Origin of the sequence: Sorangium sp. So ce693, assembly GCF_051521375.1 — a bacterium.
GTDB lineage: Bacteria > Myxococcota_A > Polyangia > Polyangiales > Polyangiaceae > Sorangium > Sorangium atrum.
Genome location: NZ_CP150347.1, coordinates 1,396,892 through 1,418,006 on the forward strand (window position 1 = coordinate 1,396,892; position 21,115 = coordinate 1,418,006).

Genomic DNA, 21,115 nt, shown 5'->3' on the forward strand with positions numbered 1-21,115 from the left:
CCGGTGAGCAGGGGGAGCCTGGGGCGCCCGGTGAGCCTGGGGCGCCGGGGGAGCCTGGAGCACCCGGTGAGCCTGGGGCACCCGGTGAGCCTGGGGCGCCAGGTGAGCCCGGGGCGCCCGGTGAGCCTGGGGCGCCTGGTGAACCCGGAGCACCCGGCGAGCCCGGTGCGCCCGGCGACGACGCGCCGGTGTGGAGCAGCGCCGGGAACCTCGCGGACTACGTGAGGGAGCGCGTCGCGCTGTTCGCCACCGGCACCTTGCCCGAGGGCGAGCAGTTCCCGCTCCGCGCGGCCGCGACCGACACCATCCGTGCGCTCGCCGGCGTGCGCTCCGACATCGTTGTGACATGGCTCGATCCGCTGACCTTCAGCACCGCGCCGGACGCGCCCCGCTTCGGCGCCAACAACGATTACACAGCGTTCTTCGGCGAAGGGTGGGCCGCCACCGCGGGGGACGCGCCGCAGTGGAACGGCTCCGCCATGGCCGGGTGGCTCTGGGTCAACCACGAGTACGTCTCCGGGCGAAGCCCGACGGTCAGCTCCGCGCCGACGGGGCAGCACCTCACGCTGGCCCGACACCTGCGCAAGCTCGGCGTCCTCACGAACGACGTCGAGTCGAACGTCTGGTCGCAGGCGGACGTCGACACCTATATCCGCTGGGAAAAGAAGGAGGTCGGCGGCTCCTGGCTCCGGACCGTGCAGGACCCGGCGACGGGCGCGTGGTCGGTCGACCGGAGCGCGACCGCCGTCCGCTACGACGCGACGAGCAAGACGCTGAGCCGCCTCGCGGGGCACGAGCTCTCGAGCCCGGGCCACGACGACGCGACCGGCGCGGCGCTCGCTGGCGGGCTCGTGGCCGGCATCATGGGCGACTGCGCCGGCGGGCAGACGCCGTGGGGCACGGTGATCACCGCCGAGGAGAACGTGCAGGACTACTACGGTGATCTCGAGGCGAGCTGGTCGGGAGATCAGCGGTTCCTCGCCGGCCGGGGCTTCGACCCGGGCGCGCCCGTGAGCCCGGTCTTCGAGGCGAGCACCAGCGCGGAGTTCGGGCGCATCTCCGATCCGAACGGCCGGCAGCCGCGCGACCACTACGGCTACCTCACCGAGATCGATCCGGGGCAGCCCGCGGGCGAGTACGACGGCAAGACGCAGCCGGGCACGGGCCACAAGAAGTTCGGCTTCATGGGCCGCGCCCGCTGGGAGGCCGCGACGTTCGCTGTCGACGACGCGTGGAGGCTCGTGCCGGGCCGGCCGATCGTGGTCTACGGGACCGACGATCGCCGCGGCGGCCGCATCTACAAGTACGTGACCAGCGGCAACTACACGGCCGGGATGACGCGGGCGGCGATCCGCGCGCTGCTCGACGAGGGCAAGCTCTACGCGGCGCACATGGCAGGGCTCGACAACACGACCGGCAACACCCTTGTCGCGACCCACGCGGCCCCGACCGAGGCGGCCCCGGGCACGGGGCAGTGGATCGAGCTCTCCGTCGACAGCGCCGCCCTCGCGCCGAACGCGGCCGCGCTCGGCGCGCCGGCCAAGACCGTCGGCGACGCGCTGCGCGACGTGAACTGGAACCGGATCGGCGGCTTCCAGACCGATTACGACGTCTGGCGCGCGCTGTTCACGGCGAGCAACAAGGTCGGGATCATGGAGCTGAACCGGCCCGAGGACATCGAGTGGAACCCGCGCGACCCGAGCGGCAAGCCGCGCATCTACGTGGCGTTCACCAACCACACAGGGCAAACGTCGCTCGATCAGGGCGGCGCTGTCCACGATCCGGCGACCCACGCGACCCAGTCCCCGAAGCGCGCGGACGCGGTGGGCTCGATCTTCTCGCTGGAGGAGTCCGACCCCGAGAACCCGGGCGCGTCGACCGAGTTCCTGTACTTCGAGGTGTGGCACGGCTCGAAGGGGCAGGGTGACTTCGACGCCTCCTGCCCTGACAACCTGCTCCTCGACCGCGATGGCGGCGTGTGGTTCGGCACCGACGGCAACTTCGGCGTGGCCTCCCACGCGGACGCCTTCTACTACCTCGATCTCGACCCCGCCCACCGCGCGGGCCAGCCGGGCGTGACCCAGCCGAGCTTCGGCAAGGCGTTCCGCGTCGTGGCGCTGCCGAGCGACGCGGAGGCGACCGGCCCGTCCTTCACGCCCGACATGGGCACGATCTTCATGTCGGTGCAGCACCCCGGCGAGAACGCCTACAGCACGTGGCCGAAGGGTGACGCCTCCCTGTCGAGCGTGATCGCGGTCACCTTCCTGCCCGAGTGATCTCCGCCATGCCCGCTCGCCGCGCGCGCCTGCTGTCCGCGCCCCTGGCCTTCGCGGCGCTGTCCGCCGTCCTCGCCGCGGGCGCGCGCTGCGGCGGGGGCGGCTACGACCCGCTCGCCACCGCGGCCGCGCGCGCCGGTGACGCGGGCAACCCCGAGGCGTCGATCCCGCCGATGTGTTACGCGACCACGGCCAGCGGCGCGAACGGCTGCTGGACGTGCCACACGATCGGGATCGGACCGAACACGCTCGCCGATCACGAGCTCCAGCGCGAAACCACCTTCTCGGACGCCGCCCGGAAGAACCCCTGGACGAACCTGCTCGAGGACCTCTCGGCCGCCGCCGCCCGGACGAGCGACGCGGAGATCCTCGAGTACATCCGGGAGGACAACTACGCGCCGCTGCGCGAGGCGCTCGCCGCGCGCCGAGATTACCCGGGCTACGTGCCGGATCTCGACCTCGGGGCCGGGCTCGACGAGGAGGGCTTCGCGCGCGACGGGAGCGGCTTCCGCGCGGTCCGCTACAAGCCGTTCCCCGGCAGCTTCTGGCCCACGAACGGCAGCGCCGGCGACGTGTTCCTCCGGCTGCCTGCCGCGTTCCGCGAGGACGCCTCGGGCGCGCCGTCGCGCGAGGTGTACAAGCTGAACCTCGCGCTGCTCGAGGCGGCGATCGCGTCGCCGTCGCCCCTGGCGAGGGAGGGCGCGGCCGGCCCCGCTGACGCGGCCGCCGGGCGGGAGGTGGAGCCGGTGAGCGAGCTCCTCGCCGGCGTCGATCTCGACGGCGACGGCGCGCTCGAGCCCGCGGTGACGCGGATCATCCGCCTGCCCGCGCGGTACGCCGGCGGGGCGGCCGGTATCCCGGTGCGGACGTGGCTCTACCCGCGCGGGGCGGAGCTCCTGCACTCGGTGCGGTACCTCGACCCGGATCGCCCGGCGCTGCTCGCCGCGCGGATGAAGGAGCTGCGCTACGCGCGCAAGGTCGACGAGCCGGACGACTGGGCCATCGCGCGCGCGTACGAGCGCGAGGCGGAAGAGAAGGACGAGGGGCAGCCGCCGTTCCACCCGGGCGGGCCGGAGGTCGGCCTGCGCAACGCGTTCGGCTGGCAGATCCAGGCGTTCATCGAGGACGAGCAGGGCCGGCTGCGGCTGCAGACGGCGGAGGAGCACCGGGCGTGCATGGGCTGCCACGGCGCGGTGGGGGTGACGGTCGATCACACCTTCTCGCTGGCGCGCAAGGTGCCCGGCGCCGCCGGATGGCGGCACCAGGACCTGCGCGGCATGCCCGACGTGCCGCAGGCCGGCCACGCGGAGCCGGAGGTGCTGACCTACCTGCGCCGCGCCCGCGGGGCCGACGACTACCGCGGGAACGCGGAGATGCTCGCCCGCTTCTTCCCGGGCGGCGCGCTCGATGAGGCGGAGGTGCGGCGCGGCGCGCCCGGCGGCGACCGCGATCTCGCGTACCTCGTGGCGCCGTCGCGCGAGCGGGCCCTCCTGCTGGACAAGGCCTACCGCGCCCTGGTGCGAGCGCAGCGCTTCGAGGCGGGGCGGGATGTGGCGCTCGGGCCCGCGACGGGGATCCTGCGCGTCGTGGAGGGCGAGTCGACGGGCCTCGGCGAGGCGCAGCGCGTGTACCTCGACGGCAGGGTCCACCTCGCCTGGTGAGGCCTGGGGCGCGGGCGCGAAGAGGGCGGAGCGACGCGCAGCGGGAAGGCGAAAAACCGCCAAGGCGCCAAGGCGCCAAGGCGCAAAAAAGAGAGAAGAATGAGTGAGCGCTGCTGGGCGCACGGCGACGCGCCGAAGCACGGAAATGTGCTGTCCGTGCAAGACGACGCCCGGAGCTGAGAGAGGCTCTATCTCTCTCCTTGCGCCTTTGCGCCTTTGCGCCTTTGCGCCTTTGCGCCTTTGCGCCTTTGCGCCTTGGCGTTTTTTTCTTCTTCTCTTCTCGGGTTGGCTCGTTCGTTTCTTTATAAGCTTTCGTAACTGCTCATCTTTTAGATCGTTGTCCCACCTCCGGCGAGCGCTCCCACCCCGGCGCGCTATGGTGGCGCCCCTTTGTCGAGCCGGTGACCCCTTGAGCCTTGCTTCCGCCCCTCTCGCCGCGGACAGCACGCGGTCCGAGCTGCGCGTCCTGGCGCGCCTTGCGCTGCCGATCGCGGTGGCGCAGGCGGGGCTCATCGCGATGGCGCTCGTCGACGTCGCGATCGTGGGGCGCGTCTCGGTGAACGAGCTCGCCTCCTGCGCGATGGGGAGGACCCTCGTCCACACGAGCAACGCGCTCGGGACCGGCGTCTCGGCCGCTGTCGATCCGCTCGCGTCGCAGGCGATCGGCGCTGGTCGCCCGGGGCTGGCGTGGGCGGCGCTGCGCGCGACCCTGCGCGCGAGCCTGCCCGTCAGCGCCGTCGCGTTCGGGGCCGCGCTCGCGGCGACCTTCGCGCTCGCGCCCATGGGCGTCGATCCGGCGCTCGTCCCCGGCGTGCGCCGGTACATCCTCGGCCACGCGCTGTGGATCTTCCTCTGGCCGGTGTTCCTCGCCGGGAAAAACTTCCTCCAGGCCCACGGCGCGACGCGCCCCGCGCTCGTCGCCGTCATCGCGGCGAACGCGGTCAACGTCGTGGCCTGCAACCTGATGGTCCGCGGCGACGAGGCGCTGCGCTGGGTGGGCCTTCCGCCGCTCGGCCTGCCGCAGCTCGGCGCGCTCGGCGCGGGGCTCGCTGCGAGCCTCGCCAGCGCGGTGCTGTCGTCGATCGTGCTCTTCTCCGCGCGGCGCCGGCGCGCGGCGCCCCGCGAGGAGGAGGGCACGGTGCCGGTGGCGGCGGTCTATCGGCTCGGCGTGCCGATAGGGCTGCAGCTCCTCGCCGAGGTCGGCGTGTTCGGGATGACGGCGCTGCTCGCCGGGCGGCTCGGCGCGACCGTGGTCTCGGCGCACCAGATCGCCATCGGGCTCGCCTCCTTCACGTTCATGGGCGCCATCGGCGTCGGCGGCGCCACCGCCGTCCGCGTGGGGCACGCGGTCGGCGCGGGCCGGTCGCCGCTGCGCCCCGGCGTGCTCGGACTCCTGCTCGGCGCCGGCCTCATGTGCGTGAGCGCCTCGACGTACGCCGCCTTCCCTCGCGCCCTCATCGGCGCGTTCACCCCGGACGCCGACGTCCTCGCCATCGGCGTCCCGCTGCTCCGCATCGCCGCGCTCTTCCAGCTGTTCGACGGGGTCCAGGCGGTCGCCGCCGGCGCGCTGCGCGGGGCGGGCGACGTGCGGTTCCCGTTCTGGGCCAACCTCGGAGCCCACTGGGCCTTCGGCCTGCCGCTGTCGATCGGGCTCGCCTTCGGGCTCGACCTCGGCGTCCGCGGGCTCTGGTTCGGGCTCACCGCAGGGCTCATCGCCGTCGCGGTGGGGCTCTCGGCGCGCTTCGTCCGGCTGGCCCGCGCGCCGGTGACGCGGGCGCTGCCGCACGCCGGGTGACGTGCGCGCTCCGTTGGTTGGCTGGGCGCGCGGCGCCGGCGCCTCGGGCGAGGCGCCCGGCCGGCCCGCGCCCGCTCAGTTGGGGGCGAGCGGCCCCGGCGTCTCGGGGGGCTGGTCGGCGAGCGGCCGGTTGCGCCCGTCGACGCGGAGCACGCGCGGCGTGTGCCGCCGCGCCTCGGCGTCGTCCATGTCCGCGAACGTCGCGATGATCACGAGGTCGCCGGGCTGATTGAGGTGCGCCGCCGCGCCGTTGATGCACACGACGCCCGAGCCGCGCGCCCCCGCCAGCGCATACGTGGTGAGCCGGGAGCCGCGCGTCACGTTCCAGATGTCGACCGCCTCGTACGGCAGGATGTCGGCGGCCTCCAGGAGGTCGGCGTCGATCGTGACGCTGCCCTCGTAGTGCAGATCCGCGTCGGTCACGGTCGCGCGGTGGATCTTGCTCTTGAACATCCGTCGGTTCATGCGTGATGCCCTCTGCCCTTCCCGACCAGGGACGGCGGCGCGCGCCGCAGGCCCGCGGGCGAGGCGGGCCTCCCCCGCCAGGGAAAGGACGGGCTACCTCATGCGCGCAGGCGTCGGTCAGTCAAGGAACAATCGCTGCCGCAGGAGCCGGCCACCTGCCAGGTGGACGGCGTTCTCATCGGGCAGCGGGTCGTCTGGGCCCGGCAGCGCGTCGGGGTGGCCGACCACGAGGACGACCTCGCAGGGGCCCTCGGCGACGTCCCGGAACAGCTCCTCGCGCGTGCCCGAGATGCGCCCGCCGCCGGCGCCGTCCAGCGCGACCTGCACGGACCACGGGCGCGCGCTCCCGCCCTGCACAAGGAAGGCCCTTACCGCGACCGGCGCTGGCACGCGCGTGCCGGGCGAGAGCGCCATCGTGAGCCTTTCGCCCCTGCCGACGTGGCGCGGGGTGCCCAGCCCGCGGTCGCCCTGCTGTTGGCCGTCGCCGAGGGTCGTCGCGAGCGTGTAGTCGGGGAGCGGGGCGGCGCCCGGCGCGAACGGCGCGGGCCGCAGCGCGAGCAGCGACACGAGCGCCGCCGACACGACCCAGCCGACCACGCCCACGGCCGCCCGGGCCCGCGCCGCCGGAGCCGTCCGCCGCGCGGTCCGCCGCTCGACCGCCAGCTCGGGGTACGGCAGGCCCTTGCGCGGCGGCCTGGCGATGGCGTCCGCGCCGTCCTGCGCGCGCTGGGCAGGCTGCCCAGGCGCCGCGCTCGAGCGCGGATCCCCCGGCGGCTCCGATGTCCCGGGCGGCACCGATTCGCCGTCGATCGCGCGACACACCGGCGCGTCCGTGGTGGACGGCGCGCTCGTCCCGCTGAGCGAGTCGGCGTCCGCGCCCAGCGGCGAGGCGTCGGCGACGTCGCTCGCCTCCTCCGCGTCGCAGTCCCACTCCTCGGGGCACCGGAAGCGGATCCCGGACTTCCGATCGACCGCTGGACGCGCCAGCGGAGACGGCGCGGGCGCACCGCCGCGCGGCTCCCGGAGCTGGGCGAGGAGCTGGTCGGCGAGCCGGGCGCGCGTCTCGTCGTCGAGGGGCGGCCGGACTTCGCGCGCCTCGCGCTCGGCGCTCGAGCGCGCCGCGGTGTCCGCGGCGTCTCCCGGAGCGTTCTGCGCGTCCTCCGGGCGCGTCTCTTCGGCGAGCCTGCGCCAGCGCGGATCGGTCGTCGGATCCCGCTGTGCGATGCGCGTGAGGGCGCGCAGCAGCTCGTCGTCGTCCATCAACAGCTCCCCGCGTCGAGCCGCGCGGTACCGCGCTCGAACCGCCGGCACCGGCTCAGGAGCGCCGGCGCAGCAGGGGGGACCGGGAGGGGAGGGCGCCGCTCGCCGAGCGTCAGGGTAGTCACCCCGTCGCTCAGATTCGCCTCGTGGATCAGCGCGAGCGGCCGCTCGGGCATCTGATTCCCTTCCCCTGGGGATCGAAGAACCCCAGTTTGCTATTCACGTTATCCGGTTCTCACCGCGCCCGTCAATGGAGCTCGGGCGCTCCCGGGGGCCTTCTGCTCTCAGCGCTTCTCGGCGTGATTGTGAACGTAAACATGGTCGATGACGACACGCGATCGCGTTGCGGACGGCGCTGAAATTTTCTCACCATCACGTCTATTTTTTCGGTTTGGCCGCGTTGGTCGCGTTGGTCGCCCTGGCTGCGGTTGCATCGGTTGCGCTGGACGCCTCGGCCGCCTTGGTTGCGTCGGCCGTCAAGACGCGCACGGTGTCACCGACAATCTCCAGCGCTGCTGGTTTTCCGCCGTAATGCGATGCCATGCCGACGTCGATCCGCCAGATCTTGTCGCCGCAGGCCGACGTGACGCCTTGCCTCTGGACCGTGTGGCCGACGACCATGCGCTTCGCGGACATCGCCGCGAGGGTCTGGTCCAGCGCCGCGCAGGGGGGCGACCCCGGGCTCGGCGGCGGCTCGATTGAGTAGAGGCGCGCCCACACCGGGCTGTCCTCGGCCGCGATCACGGCCGGCGTGGAGGGGCTCTTGCCCTCCATCCACGCGCGCACCTCGCGGTTGATCCGCGCGATGCCGTAGCGCGTGTGGGCCGGGAGCACGCCGCCGTGCGTGAAGACGGTGTCTCCGACCGCGATGATCACGTCGCGCGCCGCGAGCTTCTTGGCGTAGGGACCGCCGGGGACGAACGCGGCGGCGCGGGCTCGCGCGGGGGGCGGCACAGGCGTGAGGCGAGGGCCCGACGTGTCGAGCCCCGGCACGTCCTCGAAGTCCTTGAAGCCGCCCTCGGTGACGTAGCGGAAATCGAGCTGGACGTTCATCACCTCGTGGTTGCCGTTCAGCGCGTACACGGCGCCGCCGGAGGCGCGCGCCTCGACGGCGAGGCGATCGAAGAGGTCGACGATCTCCTGCTCGCCGTCGCCGCGGTCGATCTCGTCGCCCGTCTGCACGAGCACGAGCTTGCCGCCGATCCAGCGATCCGCGCCGTCGATCGCGCCCGCGATCCGCAGGGCCGCGCGCGTCGCCGCGAGGTCGCCGTGGACGTCGCCGATGGCGACCACGCGTTCGGCGGCCGGGTAGGCGTAGGAGCGATCCGCGTCGGGCGGCGGCGAGGCCGTGGCTTCGGCGGAGCGCGAGGGCGGAGACGAGGCGGCGGCGGCCGGGCCGTGCGCCGTCGAGGCGGGTCGGTCGGCGTCGCAGCCCGCGGCGAGCAGTACGGCGAGCAGCGCGGTGAAGCGGGGAGCGGCTGACATCGGACGCGATCCTCCGGGGGATGATCGGGGGTGTACCATGGCGAGCGGTGGACGCGCCGCGGCGGCGCCTCGACGCGCGCGATCAGGCCGGGAGCTTGGCGGAGAGGAAGGACTTCAGCTTGATCAGGTTCTTCGCGTCACGGCTGAAGCTCGGAGCGGTGTAGCTCGACGCCCAGCCGGTGATCTCGTGCATGAACGAGGTGCGGACCTGCTCGTCGCCGAGGATGTCGTCGACGGTGCGGCCGCGCGCGGCGCCCTTCTCCAGCGAGCGCACGTAGCCCTTGAGCCGGGCGTAGTCGCCGCCGAGCAGCTCGGCGATGAGCTCCGCGTCGCGGGCGAGCCGCGCGAGGGCTGGCGCCTGGTCGCGCAGCTCCGGGCTCTCCGCAGCGGCGAAGGACGCGGCGACGCGCAGCACGAAGGCGTCGTCGAGGAAGCCGAGATCCTCGATGCCGTCCGGGATGAGGTCGAGCGACTTGAAGAGGTAGTTGAGGCCCCCCGCGAGCGAGCGGCGCGTGGCCTCCGGGCTGTCCGGCGAGGCGAGCAGGCCCGCAAGATCCGTGGCGTCCGAGGCGAGGCTGCGCAGCCACTCGGGGAACGTGTCGAGACAGCGGTCGTCGAGATCGGTCATGGGATCCTCCCGGCGGGAGCCGGAGGGTAGTCCGACCGGCGCGGCGCCGTCCATGCCATCCATGCAGGCGAAGGCGCTCGGCGCCGCTTCGGGCGCGGGCGCCGGGCGCTGCGACCGGGACGTCCTTGGCAGCGCGAGCGCACGTCGCCGGCGCGAGCGCGCGTCGATCGGGGCTGCCGCGGGAGAGCGCGCGCACCGCGCGGCGCGCGCTCTCTCCCGCGGCAGCCCCGCGATCATTGGTGCGTAAACCCGTACCCGACGAGCTCCGTGACGCTCGAGCTCGCGCGCACGCTCACCTGGATGCGCTCCGACGCGCTCTTCGAGGCCTCGGCCGCCCCGGCGACGCAAGCGAGCGCGTGAGCTCCCACGTCGCCCACGAGCCGCGGGAGCGCGGCGCCGACCTGGACCACCGTCTGGGCGTCGCCGAGGAGCCGGTGGCCGAGCGCCTTCTGGGCGTGCAGCAATGCCGGCAGGTTGGCCTGCAGCGTCGCCGCGAGCCGCGCGGCCATCTCGCCGCCCTGCACCACGCGCGTCTGGACCAGCGTGGGCGTGCAGGCCGCGTGGACGGCCGCGTACGCGCGGCAGCTCGCCTCGCACTCGGCGTCGCCGCTCGGGGGCCACTCGATCCAGGAGCACTGCGGCGCCTGCCAGGTGCCCGCGCAGCGCTCGTGGCACGTGTCGTCGCAGCCGCCGTCGCACTTGCCGTCGCACTGCCCCACGCAGCGGCCCTGCGCGTCGTAGGCGGAGCACTGCCCCCCCCAGCACTGCCCGGTGCAGCGCCCGTCGCACGGCCCGTAGCAGCGGCCCCGGCAGTAGCCGGAGAGCTGCGTGGGCTCGCAGTACACCACGATATCCTCTGGGGTCAGCTCCACGTTGCACGAGCCGCTGCACCGCGCGCCGCTCGGCTCGCAGTCCGGCTGCATCAGCGTGACCCCCACCCCGGCGTCCTGGAGGAAGATGGCGTCGAGCGCCGCCGAGACCGGGCCGCAGGCGCCGCTGGCCTGGCCCCCCACCTCGTCGCGCGGCGCCATCTGCGCGGGGGGTATCCCGAGATCCGCGCCCATCCGGCGGCACGCGTCGGCCACCTGCGCCTCGATGACGACCGACACGACCGCCATGTCCTTGGCGGCCTGCACGAACGTCCTCACCTTCGCGTTCGCCCGGGCGTCCGCGGTGAGCTGGGCCCCGAGGACGTCGCCCGGGCTGCGCAGCTCGGGGCAGGAGGCCTCGCCGGCGCCCTCGACGTGCGCGAGGTTCGCGGCGAGCTGGGCCCGGAGGACGTCGCCCTGGCAGCGCAGATCGGGGCAGGAGGCATCGGCGGCGCCCTCGACGTGCGGGAGCTCGGCGCAGCTCGGGCCGGCGATGGACGCGAAGAGCGCGAGGGCGAGAAGCCCTTGCGCCGGCCGAGCGACTTCCCTGCGCATGCGTGGCGTTTACCACGATCGCGCGGGCGGCGCGCGGCGGCCTCCGGCTACGGGCGCGCGCCGCCGGCCGCGCTCGCGCTCTTCGCATCCATCGCCGGCCGCCAGCCGAGGATGCGCAGCGCGTTCTGCGAGAAGATCTTCACGACGTCCTCGCGCGACATGCCGCGCTGCCTGAGCCGCGCGGCGAGCGACGGCAGCGCCGACGCGTCGCCGAGCCCCCTCGGCGGGACGATGCCGCCGTCGAAATCCGAGCCGATCGCGACGTGATCGACGCCGGCCACGCGGACCATGTGATCGACCTGCGCGACCACGTCGTCGACGTCCGCCTCGTTCGTGCCGTTCACGAAGGGGGCGTGGAAGTTGAGCCCCGCGACCCCGCCGCTCCGCGCGATGAGCCGCAGCTGCTCGTCCGTCAGGTTGCGCGGCCGGTTCGCCACAGCGCGCGCGTTCGAGTGGGTCGCGACGATCGGCGCGCCGTGCGCCGCGGCGATCGGGACGAGATCCGCGAACGCGGCGTCTGAGATGTGCGAGACGTCGATCAGGGCGCCCTGCTCGTAGACGCGCTCGCAGAACCGCTTGCCGAGCTCGGTCAGCCCGTACGCCGCCGGCTCGCCGGTCGCGGACGACGAGAGCCGCGAGTTCTTCGCGTGGTTCGGGCTGATGAGCCGCACGCCGCGCGCGATGAAGCGGTCGATCTGCGCGATGTCCGCCGCGAACGCGCCGGCCCCCTCGATCGAGAGGAAGGTGCTGATCTTCCCCGGCTCGGCCCGCGCCGCGCCGAGCGGGAGGAACACCGGGTTCGCGGCGATGATCGCCTCGATCGTCGCGAGGACCGCGCTGGCGTCCTCGATCTGCGGGCCCTCGGGGCGCGCCTGGTCGGGCAGGTAGATCGGCAGCACGATGCCGAGGTAGTGGCCCGCGACGAGCGTCTCCCTGCGGGCGTGGCCTTCGCCGAGGCGCCTGTCGCGCCCCTTGAAGTGGACCTGCCAGGGCACGTCGACGTGCAGATCGACGACCGGCACGGGGGGCTCCGCGGGCGGGTCGCCGAGCGTGGGCTGCGGCGCGCCCAGGGCGCCGGCGGCGCAGGTGACGGCGAGCAGGGCGCGGATGCGGGCGCTTCCGTTCATGCGCTCACCGGCTCACCAGCACGCCGAGCGCGAAGCCGACCCCGAGGCACACGAGCCCGATGAGCCCCACGAGCCACCAGGCAGCGCCCTCGGAGCCACCGCCCTCGGCAGCCAGGGGGACGTCCACGACCCGCACGTCGTAGTGCCCGCCCGTGAGCGTCGGCACGCCGGCGGGCTGCTGCGCGCTGATGTGGGTTGGCCTGGCCGAGAAGGTCGCCGTGGGCGCCACCGACGGGGACGCCTGGATAGGCGGCGCTGACATGCGCGGCGGGGGCACCGTCGGGATCCTGGACCCGACCGGCGGCACGCTCTGCACCGGCTGCGTCACGTTCTGCGGCGGCAGCGCCATGTTCTGCGGCGGCAGCGCCATGTTCTGCGGCGGCAGCGCCATGTTCTGCGGCGGCAGCGCCATGTTCTGCGGCGGCAGCGCCATGTTCTGCGGCGGCAGCGTCGCGCTCGGGAGCGGCTGCGGCGGCGGCAGCGAGGGCAGCTGGTGCGTCAGCGCGGGCGACGCCGGCGCATCGGGCCGCGCGCTGGGCGTCGTGATGCCCGTGCGATGCGCGATGGCGCCCAGCGTCTGCGCCATCTCCTCGGCCGTCTGGAAGCGCCCCGCCACGTCCTTGGAGAGGGCGCGCTGGAAGAAGAGGCCCCAGGCCGCGAGGTGGGGCGCGACCTGCTCGATCGGGCGCACCTCCTTCGCGAGCACGGCGGTGAGCCGCGCGAACTCGTTCTCGGCAGGAAACGGCTGCGTCGCCGTGAGCATCTCGTAGAAGATGATGCCGACGCTCCAGAGATCGGCGCGCGCGTCGACGCCCTGCGCGTTCTTGATCTGCTCGGGGCTCATGTAGCCGGGCGTCCCGAGGAGCGTGCCAGCGCGGGTCTTCAGGCCCATTCCGCCGGCCGCGTCCATCACCTTCGCGATGCCGAAGTCGAGCACCTTCACGCGGAAGCCCCCGCGCGGATCGCGGATGAGGAACAGGTTCTCCGGCTTCAGATCGCGGTGGATCACCCTGTGGCTGTGCGCCGCCATGAGCGCCTGGAGCACCTCGTGGATGATCGGCACGGCCTGCTGCGGCGGGATCGGGTTGCCCGCGTCGATGTAGGCGGAGAGCGGGACGCCCTGCAGGAGCTCCATGACGAGGTAGGGCGTGCCGTCCTCGGCGCGGGTCGCCTCGAAGACCGAGGCGATGTTCTGGTGGGCGAATCCCCTCGTCGCCTCGGCCTCGGCGAAGAACCGGTGGAGGACCTGCTCCTCCTGCGTGAACTCGGGGTGGAGCACCTTGATCGCCCGCTTGCCCTCGCCGCGCAGGCTCTCGGCCTCGTAGACCGCGCCCATGCCCCCCTCGCCGAGGAGACGCACGATCCGGAAGCGCCCGTTGAGCACGGCGCCCACGAGCTGATGGGAAGGGCTCGATGGGTCGATCACACGCGGACTCTACCAAAGCTTCACCGCGGCCCGCTCGCCGAAACCTCGGCGGCGCGCGGCTTCCGCCGGCGCTTCGGCGCGCGGCTTCCGCCGGCGCTTCGGCGCGCGGCTTCCGCCAGCGCGGGTCAGGGCGCGGCGTTCGCCACGGCCGAGCGCGCGGCCGGGCTCGCGGGGAGCGGCGTCCGCAGGGCCTCGCCCGGCTGAGCGCCGGCGTAGAGGAGCTCGTAGACGGCGAGGCTCGTCATCACGCGCTTCGTGTAGAGCCGCGTCTCCTCGTACGGGATGCGCTCGACCCACAGGTCGAAGCTCTGCGAGGGGCGCTCCGCGATCCATCGCTTCGGCGCGCCGCCCCCCGCGTTGTAGGCGGGGATCGCCAGCAGCGGGTTGTCCGAGAACTGGCCGCGCAGCTCCGAGAGGTAACGGCAGCCGAGCGCGATGTTGACCTCGGGGCGCTTCAGCGCGTCGGCGCTCCACGGCAGCCCGAGCGGCTTGGCCACCCGCTTCGCGGTCGGCACGATGAGCTGCATCAGCCCGAACGCTTGAGCCGGCGAGGCCACCCTCGGGTCGAAGGCCGACTCCTCGCGCATGATCGCGTAGGCGAGGGCCTCTGGGATCCCGCTCCGCTTGGTCTCCGCGGTGACGACGTCCACGAAGGGGCGCGGAAAGGCGAGCTCCCACGCGCCGCGCCAGCGCCCGACCGGGTAGTGATCGACCCACTCGCCCGCGAGCTCGACGGCCGTCGGCGCCGCCATGGCGGTGCGCAGGATGCTGTACGACTGCGGCAGCGCGCCCGCGCGCGCCAGCAGGAACGCCGAGGCCCACATCACCTCGCGCGGCGCCGTCTTGCCCCCGACGCCGAGCAGGTCGAGCTCGCGCCGCGCGAGCCTCGCTTCCCCCTGGCGCGCGAGCTCGACCGCGCGCGTGAAGGCGGGCTGCGCGAAGAGCGGGCTCCTGAGCTCGGTGTACGGCGCGCTCGCGTCGCGCTCCAGGGCCGCAGACAGGGCGCGCTGGGCGGCGGCCGGGTCCACGTCGGCGAGCCGCGCGTGGGAGAGCGCCATGTAGAAAGAGAGCGGGTAGTCGCGGATCACCTGCTCGAGCAGCGCCTTCCCCTTGTCGGGCGAGCCCGTCTCGATGTGGGCGCGCCCGAGGTAATAGGGGAGCCTGCCGGCGGCGTGGTACGCGCGCTCGTGCGGGAACCGCTCGAGCGCGCGCTCGAGCGGCCTGACCGCGCCCGCCCAGTCGCCGCGCTCCATCTCGAAGAGCGCGAGCTCGAACAGGCCGTCGGCGACCATGTCGCCCGACGGGTAGTCGTCGGGCATGGCGGTGAGCAGCTGCACGAACTGCGCCTGGTCCCCGAGCCCGAGCAGCGCGCGCGCGCCGAGGTAGCGCGCGTCGTCCGCGAGCCGGTGATCCGGGTATTCCTTCTCGAGCAGCGCGAAGCGCGCGGCCGCCTCGGCGTGCCGATCGACGCGGAGCGACGCGCGCCCGGCGTTGTAGAGGGTCTCGGGCCGCCGCGGGGCGGGCGGTCCGCTCGCGGGGGCGGGCGCCACGGCTGCGGCGGCGGGCGCGCTCGCACCTGCGGCGGCGGGCGCGACGCCTGCGGCGGCGGGCGCCGCGCTTGCGGCGGCGGGCGCAGCCGGCCCGCAGCGCTCGATCGCCGTGCCGAAGAGGTCGGCGGCCTCGGCCCGCCGCCGGAGGCGCCCGAGCGCCTCGCCGCGCGCGGCGAACGCGTCGCAGGCGAAGGCCGAGGGCGCCTGCGCCTCGGGGAGGGCGATCAGCGCGTCGGTGACGGCGAGCGCTTCTTTGTCCTGGCGCGAGGCGAGCAAGGCGCGCGCGCGGGCCAGCAGATCGGCGGGGCCCAGATCGAGGAACGGCTTGCGCTGCGCGAACGGCAGCGTCGACAGGGCCTGGTCCTGGATCTCCTTCGCCTCCCCGGCGCCGGCGCCGCCCGGCGCCTCGTCGATGACGCGCCGGGCGACGCGGACCGCCTCCTCGGCGTGCTCTTCGCTCGGGTGGCGGAGCAGCGCGCGCGCGAAGCGGAGCGCCTCGGGCACCCACGTCGACGCCGGCAAGCTGCGGGAGAGGTACGCGCGCCAGCGCGCGGCCGCGCCCTCGATGTCGCCCTTGTCGGCGAGCGCGCCGGCGACGACCCGATCGAGCTCGTCGGCGATCGCGACGTCCGACGCGACGGCGCGCGCGCGCTCGAGCGCCGCGTCAGGCTGCCCCGCCCTGGCGAGGAGATCGGCCGCCGCGAACCTCGCGTGATCCGCGAGCGGCCCGCCCGCCGCCGCGGCGGCGTCGTACTCCTTCGCGGCGCCCAGGGGATCGCCCGCGAGGGCGCGCAGCCGCCCGAGCTGGTAGCGGAACGCCGCCGCGTCCGCGGGCGACAGGGGCGCCGAGAGCGCCTGGGCCATCGCCGCGGCCGCGCCTGCGTACGCCTCCTGCTCGACGAGCTTCTGCACCTGCGCGAGCCGCGGGTCGTCGAGCACGAGGGTGAGGCGCTCGGGGTCGAACGCCGGCGCCTCGCCCGGCGTGCCCGGGACGACGGGCCCCGGCGGCGCTGCGCTCGGCGAGGCCACCGGCTGCGGGCAGAGCGGCGGGCAGGCCGTCGCCCCACGCTTCGCGGCGGGCGCGCCGGCGCACGAGGCGCCGAGCGAGGCGGTCAGCGCGAGCGTGGTGGCCAGCACGAGCGCGGCGGCCCCGGAGCGGGCATCCAGCCTGAACATGCCTGCACCATACTCCGGATCGCGCGGTCGCACAGCGTATCGAGGCGAGCGGCGCGCCGGGGAGCCGCCGGAGCGCCCTCTCGTGAGCTGGCGCGCCGGCGTTCGGACGTGAGAAAAGTGGGCGTGGCGGGCGCGGCGTTACTGGGCCGCGTCGCAGGCGAGGTAGACCCGGATGGCCTCGATCGTGTCGTCGGAGAGCTTCGAGCCGATGGGCATCCCGTCCCCGCCATTCGCTCCGCCGATCCGGATCTCCGCGAGGATCTCCGCCGCCTCGGCCCTGACGCTGGCGGCGTCGTCGACGTTGACGTCTTCCGGAGCGCCGATGCGCGACGCGCCCTCCGAGCTCGACAAATGACAGGGCGCGCACTGGGTCTGGAGCGCCTGGTAGCCCGTATCCGCCTGCGCGGCCGAGTCCGGCGGACATTCACCGAGCGGCGATCCCCCGGAGGTGTCGCCCCCGCCGTCATCACCGCCGCAACCTTGGAGAGCGCCAATGACGAAGGGCGCGAAGCAGAGCAAAAGCATCGTACGAACGGGCATCAAAGCACCTCAACAGCTTGTTAGGGGAAGGGGAGCGAGCCGGAGTCGAGCCTCCAGCCATGCAGGCCGGCCGGGCGCTGCGCGCCGATGGTGCCTGGGGTGGCGCACCGGGTCAACAAAGACGGATCGGTGTGAACGGAAAGAAACCGGGGTCGTCCGAGGGGGGCAACCTTGTACAAGTGCGAGGCGCCGCGGGTCGCCCGAGGGGGCAACCTTGTACAAGTTCGAGGCGCCATGGGGATCCATGCATCGACGATGAGGCAGCCTTCGCTCCACGGCCTGTGGGTCTCCCGCTCGCCGATGCGCCGCTCTTTCGCGAGCGGCGTCCTCGCGTCGCTCGCAGAGCGACCGGGCGCAGTATCCGGGAGGTCACGGGCTGGTGCTCGAGCCGATCTCGAACGCGCGCGCTGACGCGGCGCTCGCGCTGGGCAGCTCGAACCAAAAGAGGCTCCCTTTGCCCACGACCGTGCGGAGCCCCACGCGGCCGCCGTGCGCCTCGGTCAAGCGTTTGACGGTGGCGAGTCCCAGGCCGAGGCCCGGCACTCGAGCGCCTTGCGCTCGGACATGGGGCTCGAACACCATCTGCTCGAGGGCCGGCGCGATGCCGGGCCCGGTGTCCTCCACCTCGATCCGCACAGCATCTCTCTCGTCGAGCACCCGGATCACGACGCGACAGACCGCCGCGTCGCCGAGGTACTTGAGCGCGTTGCGGATCAGGTTGGCGAGGATGCTGGTCAGCACGCCGGGGCTCGCGGCCACCGCGCACGGAGCGAAGGGCTCGACGCAGAGCTCCGCGCCGAGCTCTGCCGCGTCAGGGACGAGCTCGGCCATGAGATCGTCGACGACGGGGCGCACCTCGGCGCGCGCGCCTGGCTCCGGCCTCGCGCCCGCGCGAGCGAACTCCAGGAGTCCGTCGGTCATGCGCTTGACTCGCATGATGGCCTGCCGGCCCCGTTCGAGCGCCTTGCGCGCCGGTTCTCCCTCACCGTACCGCCGCAGGGCGAGGTCGAGCGCGAGCGCAACCGCGCCGAGGGGGCTCAGCACGTCGTGCGCGACCCGGCCGGCGAACTGCTCGAGCTCATCCGCTCGACGCTCCAGGAGCACGCCCTGCTGCCAGAGCAGCCTCACATGGCGCCGGATCTGCACGGCGGCCGCCGCGCAGGCCAGCACCGCGAACGTCACGCTCGCCGTGTTGAGCACGAGCGCGATCCCACGAGAGCGGACACGGTTGGCTGCGATCTCGATCGCCAGATGACGTGCCTGCCGCGCGTTGAGCTCGATGCTGTCCATCACAGCCTCGCTCGTCGAATTGAAGTCCACCCGCAGCGCGCCGTCCACGAGCTTGTTGGCCTCGTCCGGATGGCCGTTCGCCACCAGCGAGAGGGCCCGATCGGTGTCCAGATCGAGCTTGCCGAGCGCCTGCGCGACGGTCTGCCATTGCTTGAGCTCGCCCGGATAGACGGGCATGCCGAGGTAGGCGTCGATGCTCCGGGATAGATTGTCGCGCGCCTCGTCGAGCTCGTGGCGGTCGCGCGGGCGGCCTAGCGCGGCGTCGTTGACAAGGTCGCTCAGGAGCGCCTGGGTATGCCTCAGCTCGGCGCGCGCGGCCGCCAGGGCCATGATGCTCGGCGTGGCGTTCTCCGCCAAGCTCATGGCCGCCGCGTCGATCTCGGTGGCCCGGTGCTCTGCGTAGCCAGCGGAGATCACGAAGCTCGCGATAGCCACGAAGAACGCCGCAAACAGCGGCAGCAGGATAGACGGCAGCCGATCGAGCATAAGAGAAGACTTCGACCTCGCCGCGTCCTTCCGCCCTCTCATCTCCATTCCGGGATGCTGTTACGCCGTCCGCCCCAGCGCAACGCGGGAAGCGCGCCGGAGCCGCGCAGGATCGCCCTCGCTGCATCAGCGAATGTCGTCTAGGCTCGTGTCGAGGGATATGTCCCCTCGGCTCGTGTCGAGGGATGATAAACCGACCACGTTCACGATTACGTTGGTGAGCGCTGGGGGGTCGGGCTTGGTGCTCCGAGCGCGACCGAACGAGCTTGATGAACACCGAAGAGGCCCCCGGAGAGGGTGTCCGTGGAACGGCGCGGGGGACGGACCGTTGTCTGAGCCCGATCGACGTCCTCTCTCCGGCGTGCGCAGCGCGCCGGAGAGAGGACGTCGATCGGGCGAGTTCGGTGGGGCCCCCGCGCCGTTCCACGGACACCCTCTCCGGGGGCCGGGCGACCGGGACCAGCGCCTCTCCAGGGGCCGAGCGGCGCAGCGCTAGCTCGCCCGCCGTCGCTCCAGGTGCGTCTTCATCGCCTTGAGATCCCCGTGCACCGCCTTCTTGAAGCTGCCGATGAACAGCCGCCCCACCGTCTCCATGAACCAGCCCATCCCGGCGATCTCGCCCTCCATCTTGAGCAGCGTGCCGGCGCCCTCGGGCTCGAAGACATACCGGAAGCGGTAGGCCCCCCGCCCCGTGGTGCCCTTCTGCCCGTCGACGAAGAGGTCCAGACGCTTGCCAGGCTCCGCTGCCGTCACCTCGAACAGCTCGGTCGATTCCTTGCCGAACATCTTGCGGGTCTCACGCCACATCGCGCCCTTGCCGACGACGGCGCCCGTGAGCTTCTCTGCACGCACGAAATTGGGCATCCAGTCGCCGAACGAATCGATGTCGGTCGCGAGCCGGAAGACGTCCTCGGGCGAGGCATCGAAGCGCTCTTCAATGGTGAACAGGAGCGGCATCTCGTTCTTCTCCCAGGTTGGCCCGCGCGCCGTGCCATCGTGCCGGAACCGCTCCTTCTCCGTCAACGAGCGCGTCGGGCGCGCGCCGCCGCCGAGACGCCGGCGCTGCGCCTTCTCCCGTCGTTCTCGTCGTCCTCTTCGTCCCCGTCGTCCGTCCGAGTCGCGCGGCCCGGATCCGGCGTCGCGAGCTCAGCCCTTCTTGCCGGGCGGCAGCAGCATGCCCCGGTTGCCCGTCGCCCCCTGCATCGGGCGGTGAAGGACGATCTTTCGCCCCGCCTCGCGCCCGTGCGCGTGCGCCGCCGTCCGCTGGTTGCCCGCGTGGCGCAGGTGCTGCACGTGCGGGTGGCGCGTCCGATAGTAGCCGTCCAGATCGGCGTCCCTCACCCAGACGAGCCCCTGCTCCGCGGACACCTTCCGCTCCGTGTTCAGCTTCTCGAGGAACCCGAGCATCACCCCGGCCTGGTAGGTCCGCCGGTCCTTGTTGCCCTTCACCTCGTGGGTCCGCTTGTGCTCGCGCCACAGCTGCTCGGCCGTGTGGTGCAGGAACGCGTGCACGTAGGCCGCCATCTCCAGGTTCGCCGGCGTCCCGCAGATCTCGAGGACGCTGCCCCGCTTGCCCTCGAGCGGCACGTAGACAGGCACCCAGATCGCCTCGACGAAGAAGTGCTTCCCGAGGATGCCGCCGACGATCCGCTCGGTCTCGCCCACGCGCCCGCTCGGCGCGCCGAGGTGGCGGAAGCCGTACTGCCGCGCGGCGCGCGCCTTCGCGACGTCGAGGTTGTACTTCAGCATCAGCCGCTGCGCGGCGCTCATCGCCGCCTGCGCCTCGTTCGCGTTCGGGCTGTCGGCGAGCGCGAGCAGCCGCGCGATGCGATCGAGGATCCGGGCGTCCACGCTCGCCTCCGACGCGTCCCCGTCGCCGCGCGCGGCCGGATCCGCCGGCGAGCGCCCCGCGGCCGGCATCCCGGCCGCCGTCCCGTCGATGCCGAGGCGCGTGCACACCTCGCGGAACGCCGGCCCGTGCGCCGCCTCGTCCCTGACGCCCAGCACCTCGTGCACGTACTGGTGCGCCATCTCGTGCTTCAGCACCTCGATCACGACGCCCCACGGCTGCGTCAGGACGAGCGGCCGCGAGATCTCGATCGCGCGCGCCTCCGAGACCCATCGCCCGAGCCGGCTCGCGGCGTCGGACAGCTCGATGGACGCAGACCGCAGCTTTCGCCGGAAATGCGTGTAGTTCAGGCTCTGGTACGCCGCCATGAGCTCGCGCACGAGCGCGGCCTCCAGCTCGGCGCTGAGCCTGGCCGCCGCCTCGAGCGGCGGCTCGGGCGCCGGCGCGCCCGGTGTCGGCCGCGGCTCGGGCTGCGCGGCGGCCTCGGTCGACGCGGGTTCGGCCGGCGGCGCCGCGGCCCCGGGGGCCTGCTGCGCGCCGCGGATCCCGTTCAGGAAGAGCTGCTCCGCCATGCGAACGCCTCCATGGCACGCCTCGCGCGGCGGTCGAAGGGTTTTCTCGTCCCCCCGGGCGGGCAATCCCGGCCGGCGCCGTCACCCCGATGCCACCGAGCCGAC

General features: G+C 73.5%; 16 protein-coding genes. 3 read left to right on the top strand and 13 right to left on the bottom strand.

Features of this window, described 5'->3' with window-relative positions:
* Positions 1-188 precede the first annotated feature (188 nt).
* The 3 genes from WMF14_RS05200 to WMF14_RS05210 all read left to right on the top strand — a co-directional run bounded on the left by WMF14_RS05200 (position 189) and on the right by WMF14_RS05210 (position 5,732).
* Positions 189-2,276 (top strand): PhoX family protein, encoded by a 2,088-nt coding sequence (locus WMF14_RS05200; RefSeq protein WP_437799088.1) that lies wholly within the window; start codon positions 189-191, stop codon positions 2,274-2,276.
* 8 nt (positions 2,277-2,284) lie between these two features.
* A complete protein-coding gene (locus WMF14_RS05205) occupies positions 2,285-3,937 on the top strand; it encodes a hypothetical protein (protein WP_437799089.1) in 1,653 nt (550 codons plus the stop codon).
* Positions 3,938-4,346: 409 nt separating this feature from the next.
* On the top strand, positions 4,347-5,732 hold the full coding sequence (locus tag WMF14_RS05210; RefSeq protein ID WP_437799090.1) for an MATE family efflux transporter: 1,386 nt from the start codon (positions 4,347-4,349) through the stop codon (positions 5,730-5,732).
* Between the two features lie 75 nt (positions 5,733-5,807).
* On the opposite strand, the gene panD is transcribed toward WMF14_RS05210, so the two are convergent.
* The 13 genes from panD to WMF14_RS05275 all read right to left on the bottom strand — a co-directional run bounded on the left by panD (position 5,808) and on the right by WMF14_RS05275 (position 21,010).
* Positions 5,808-6,197 (bottom strand): aspartate 1-decarboxylase, encoded by a 390-nt coding sequence (panD, locus tag WMF14_RS05215; RefSeq protein WP_272100281.1) that lies wholly within the window; start codon positions 6,195-6,197, stop codon positions 5,808-5,810.
* Between the two features lie 117 nt (positions 6,198-6,314).
* The gene (locus WMF14_RS05220; RefSeq protein WP_437799091.1) at positions 6,315-7,457 is read right to left on the bottom strand and encodes a hypothetical protein; all 1,143 of its coding nucleotides are present in this window, start codon (positions 7,455-7,457) and stop codon (positions 6,315-6,317) included.
* A complete protein-coding gene (locus WMF14_RS05225) occupies positions 7,457-7,633 on the bottom strand; it encodes a hypothetical protein (protein WP_272100284.1) in 177 nt (58 codons plus the stop codon). Before WMF14_RS05225 ends, WMF14_RS05220 begins: the two co-directional genes overlap by 1 nt.
* Before the next feature lie 202 nt (positions 7,634-7,835).
* The gene (locus tag WMF14_RS05230) at positions 7,836-8,942 is read right to left on the bottom strand and encodes a metallophosphoesterase (RefSeq protein WP_437799092.1); all 1,107 of its coding nucleotides are present in this window, start codon (positions 8,940-8,942) and stop codon (positions 7,836-7,838) included.
* A gap of 82 nt (positions 8,943-9,024) precedes the next feature.
* Positions 9,025-9,570 (bottom strand): DUF1232 domain-containing protein, encoded by a 546-nt coding sequence (locus tag WMF14_RS05235; protein ID WP_272100287.1) that lies wholly within the window; start codon positions 9,568-9,570, stop codon positions 9,025-9,027.
* A gap of 233 nt (positions 9,571-9,803) precedes the next feature.
* Positions 9,804-10,994 carry a hypothetical protein gene (locus WMF14_RS05240; protein ID WP_437799093.1) on the bottom strand — a complete coding sequence of 397 codons (1,191 nt, stop codon included), beginning with the start codon at positions 10,992-10,994 and terminating at the stop codon, positions 9,804-9,806.
* 47 nt (positions 10,995-11,041) lie between these two features.
* Complete coding sequence (locus tag WMF14_RS05245) at positions 11,042-12,121, bottom strand: dipeptidase (protein WP_272100291.1); 1,080 nt, start codon at positions 12,119-12,121, stop codon at positions 11,042-11,044.
* A gap of 4 nt (positions 12,122-12,125) precedes the next feature.
* The gene (locus tag WMF14_RS05250; protein WP_437799094.1) at positions 12,126-13,547 is read right to left on the bottom strand and encodes a protein kinase domain-containing protein; all 1,422 of its coding nucleotides are present in this window, start codon (positions 13,545-13,547) and stop codon (positions 12,126-12,128) included.
* 125 nt (positions 13,548-13,672) lie between these two features.
* Entirely contained in the window at positions 13,673-16,273 is a 2,601-nt protein-coding gene (locus WMF14_RS05255; protein ID WP_437799095.1) for a transglycosylase SLT domain-containing protein, read from the bottom strand.
* A gap of 138 nt (positions 16,274-16,411) precedes the next feature.
* Positions 16,412-16,813, bottom strand: coding sequence for a c-type cytochrome (locus WMF14_RS05260; RefSeq protein WP_272100296.1), 402 nt, complete (start codon positions 16,811-16,813; stop codon positions 16,412-16,414).
* A gap of 369 nt (positions 16,814-17,182) precedes the next feature.
* Positions 17,183-18,637, bottom strand: coding sequence for a sensor histidine kinase (locus tag WMF14_RS05265; RefSeq protein WP_437799096.1), 1,455 nt, complete (start codon positions 18,635-18,637; stop codon positions 17,183-17,185).
* A 444-nt stretch (positions 18,638-19,081) separates the two neighbouring features.
* A complete protein-coding gene (locus WMF14_RS05270) occupies positions 19,082-19,612 on the bottom strand; it encodes an SRPBCC family protein (RefSeq protein ID WP_437799097.1) in 531 nt (176 codons plus the stop codon).
* Positions 19,613-19,735: 123 nt separating this feature from the next.
* Positions 19,736-21,010, bottom strand: a complete 1,275-nt coding sequence (locus tag WMF14_RS05275; RefSeq protein ID WP_437799098.1) for a SprT-like domain-containing protein — start codon at positions 21,008-21,010, stop codon at positions 19,736-19,738.
* Between the last annotated feature and the right edge of the window lie 105 nt (positions 21,011-21,115).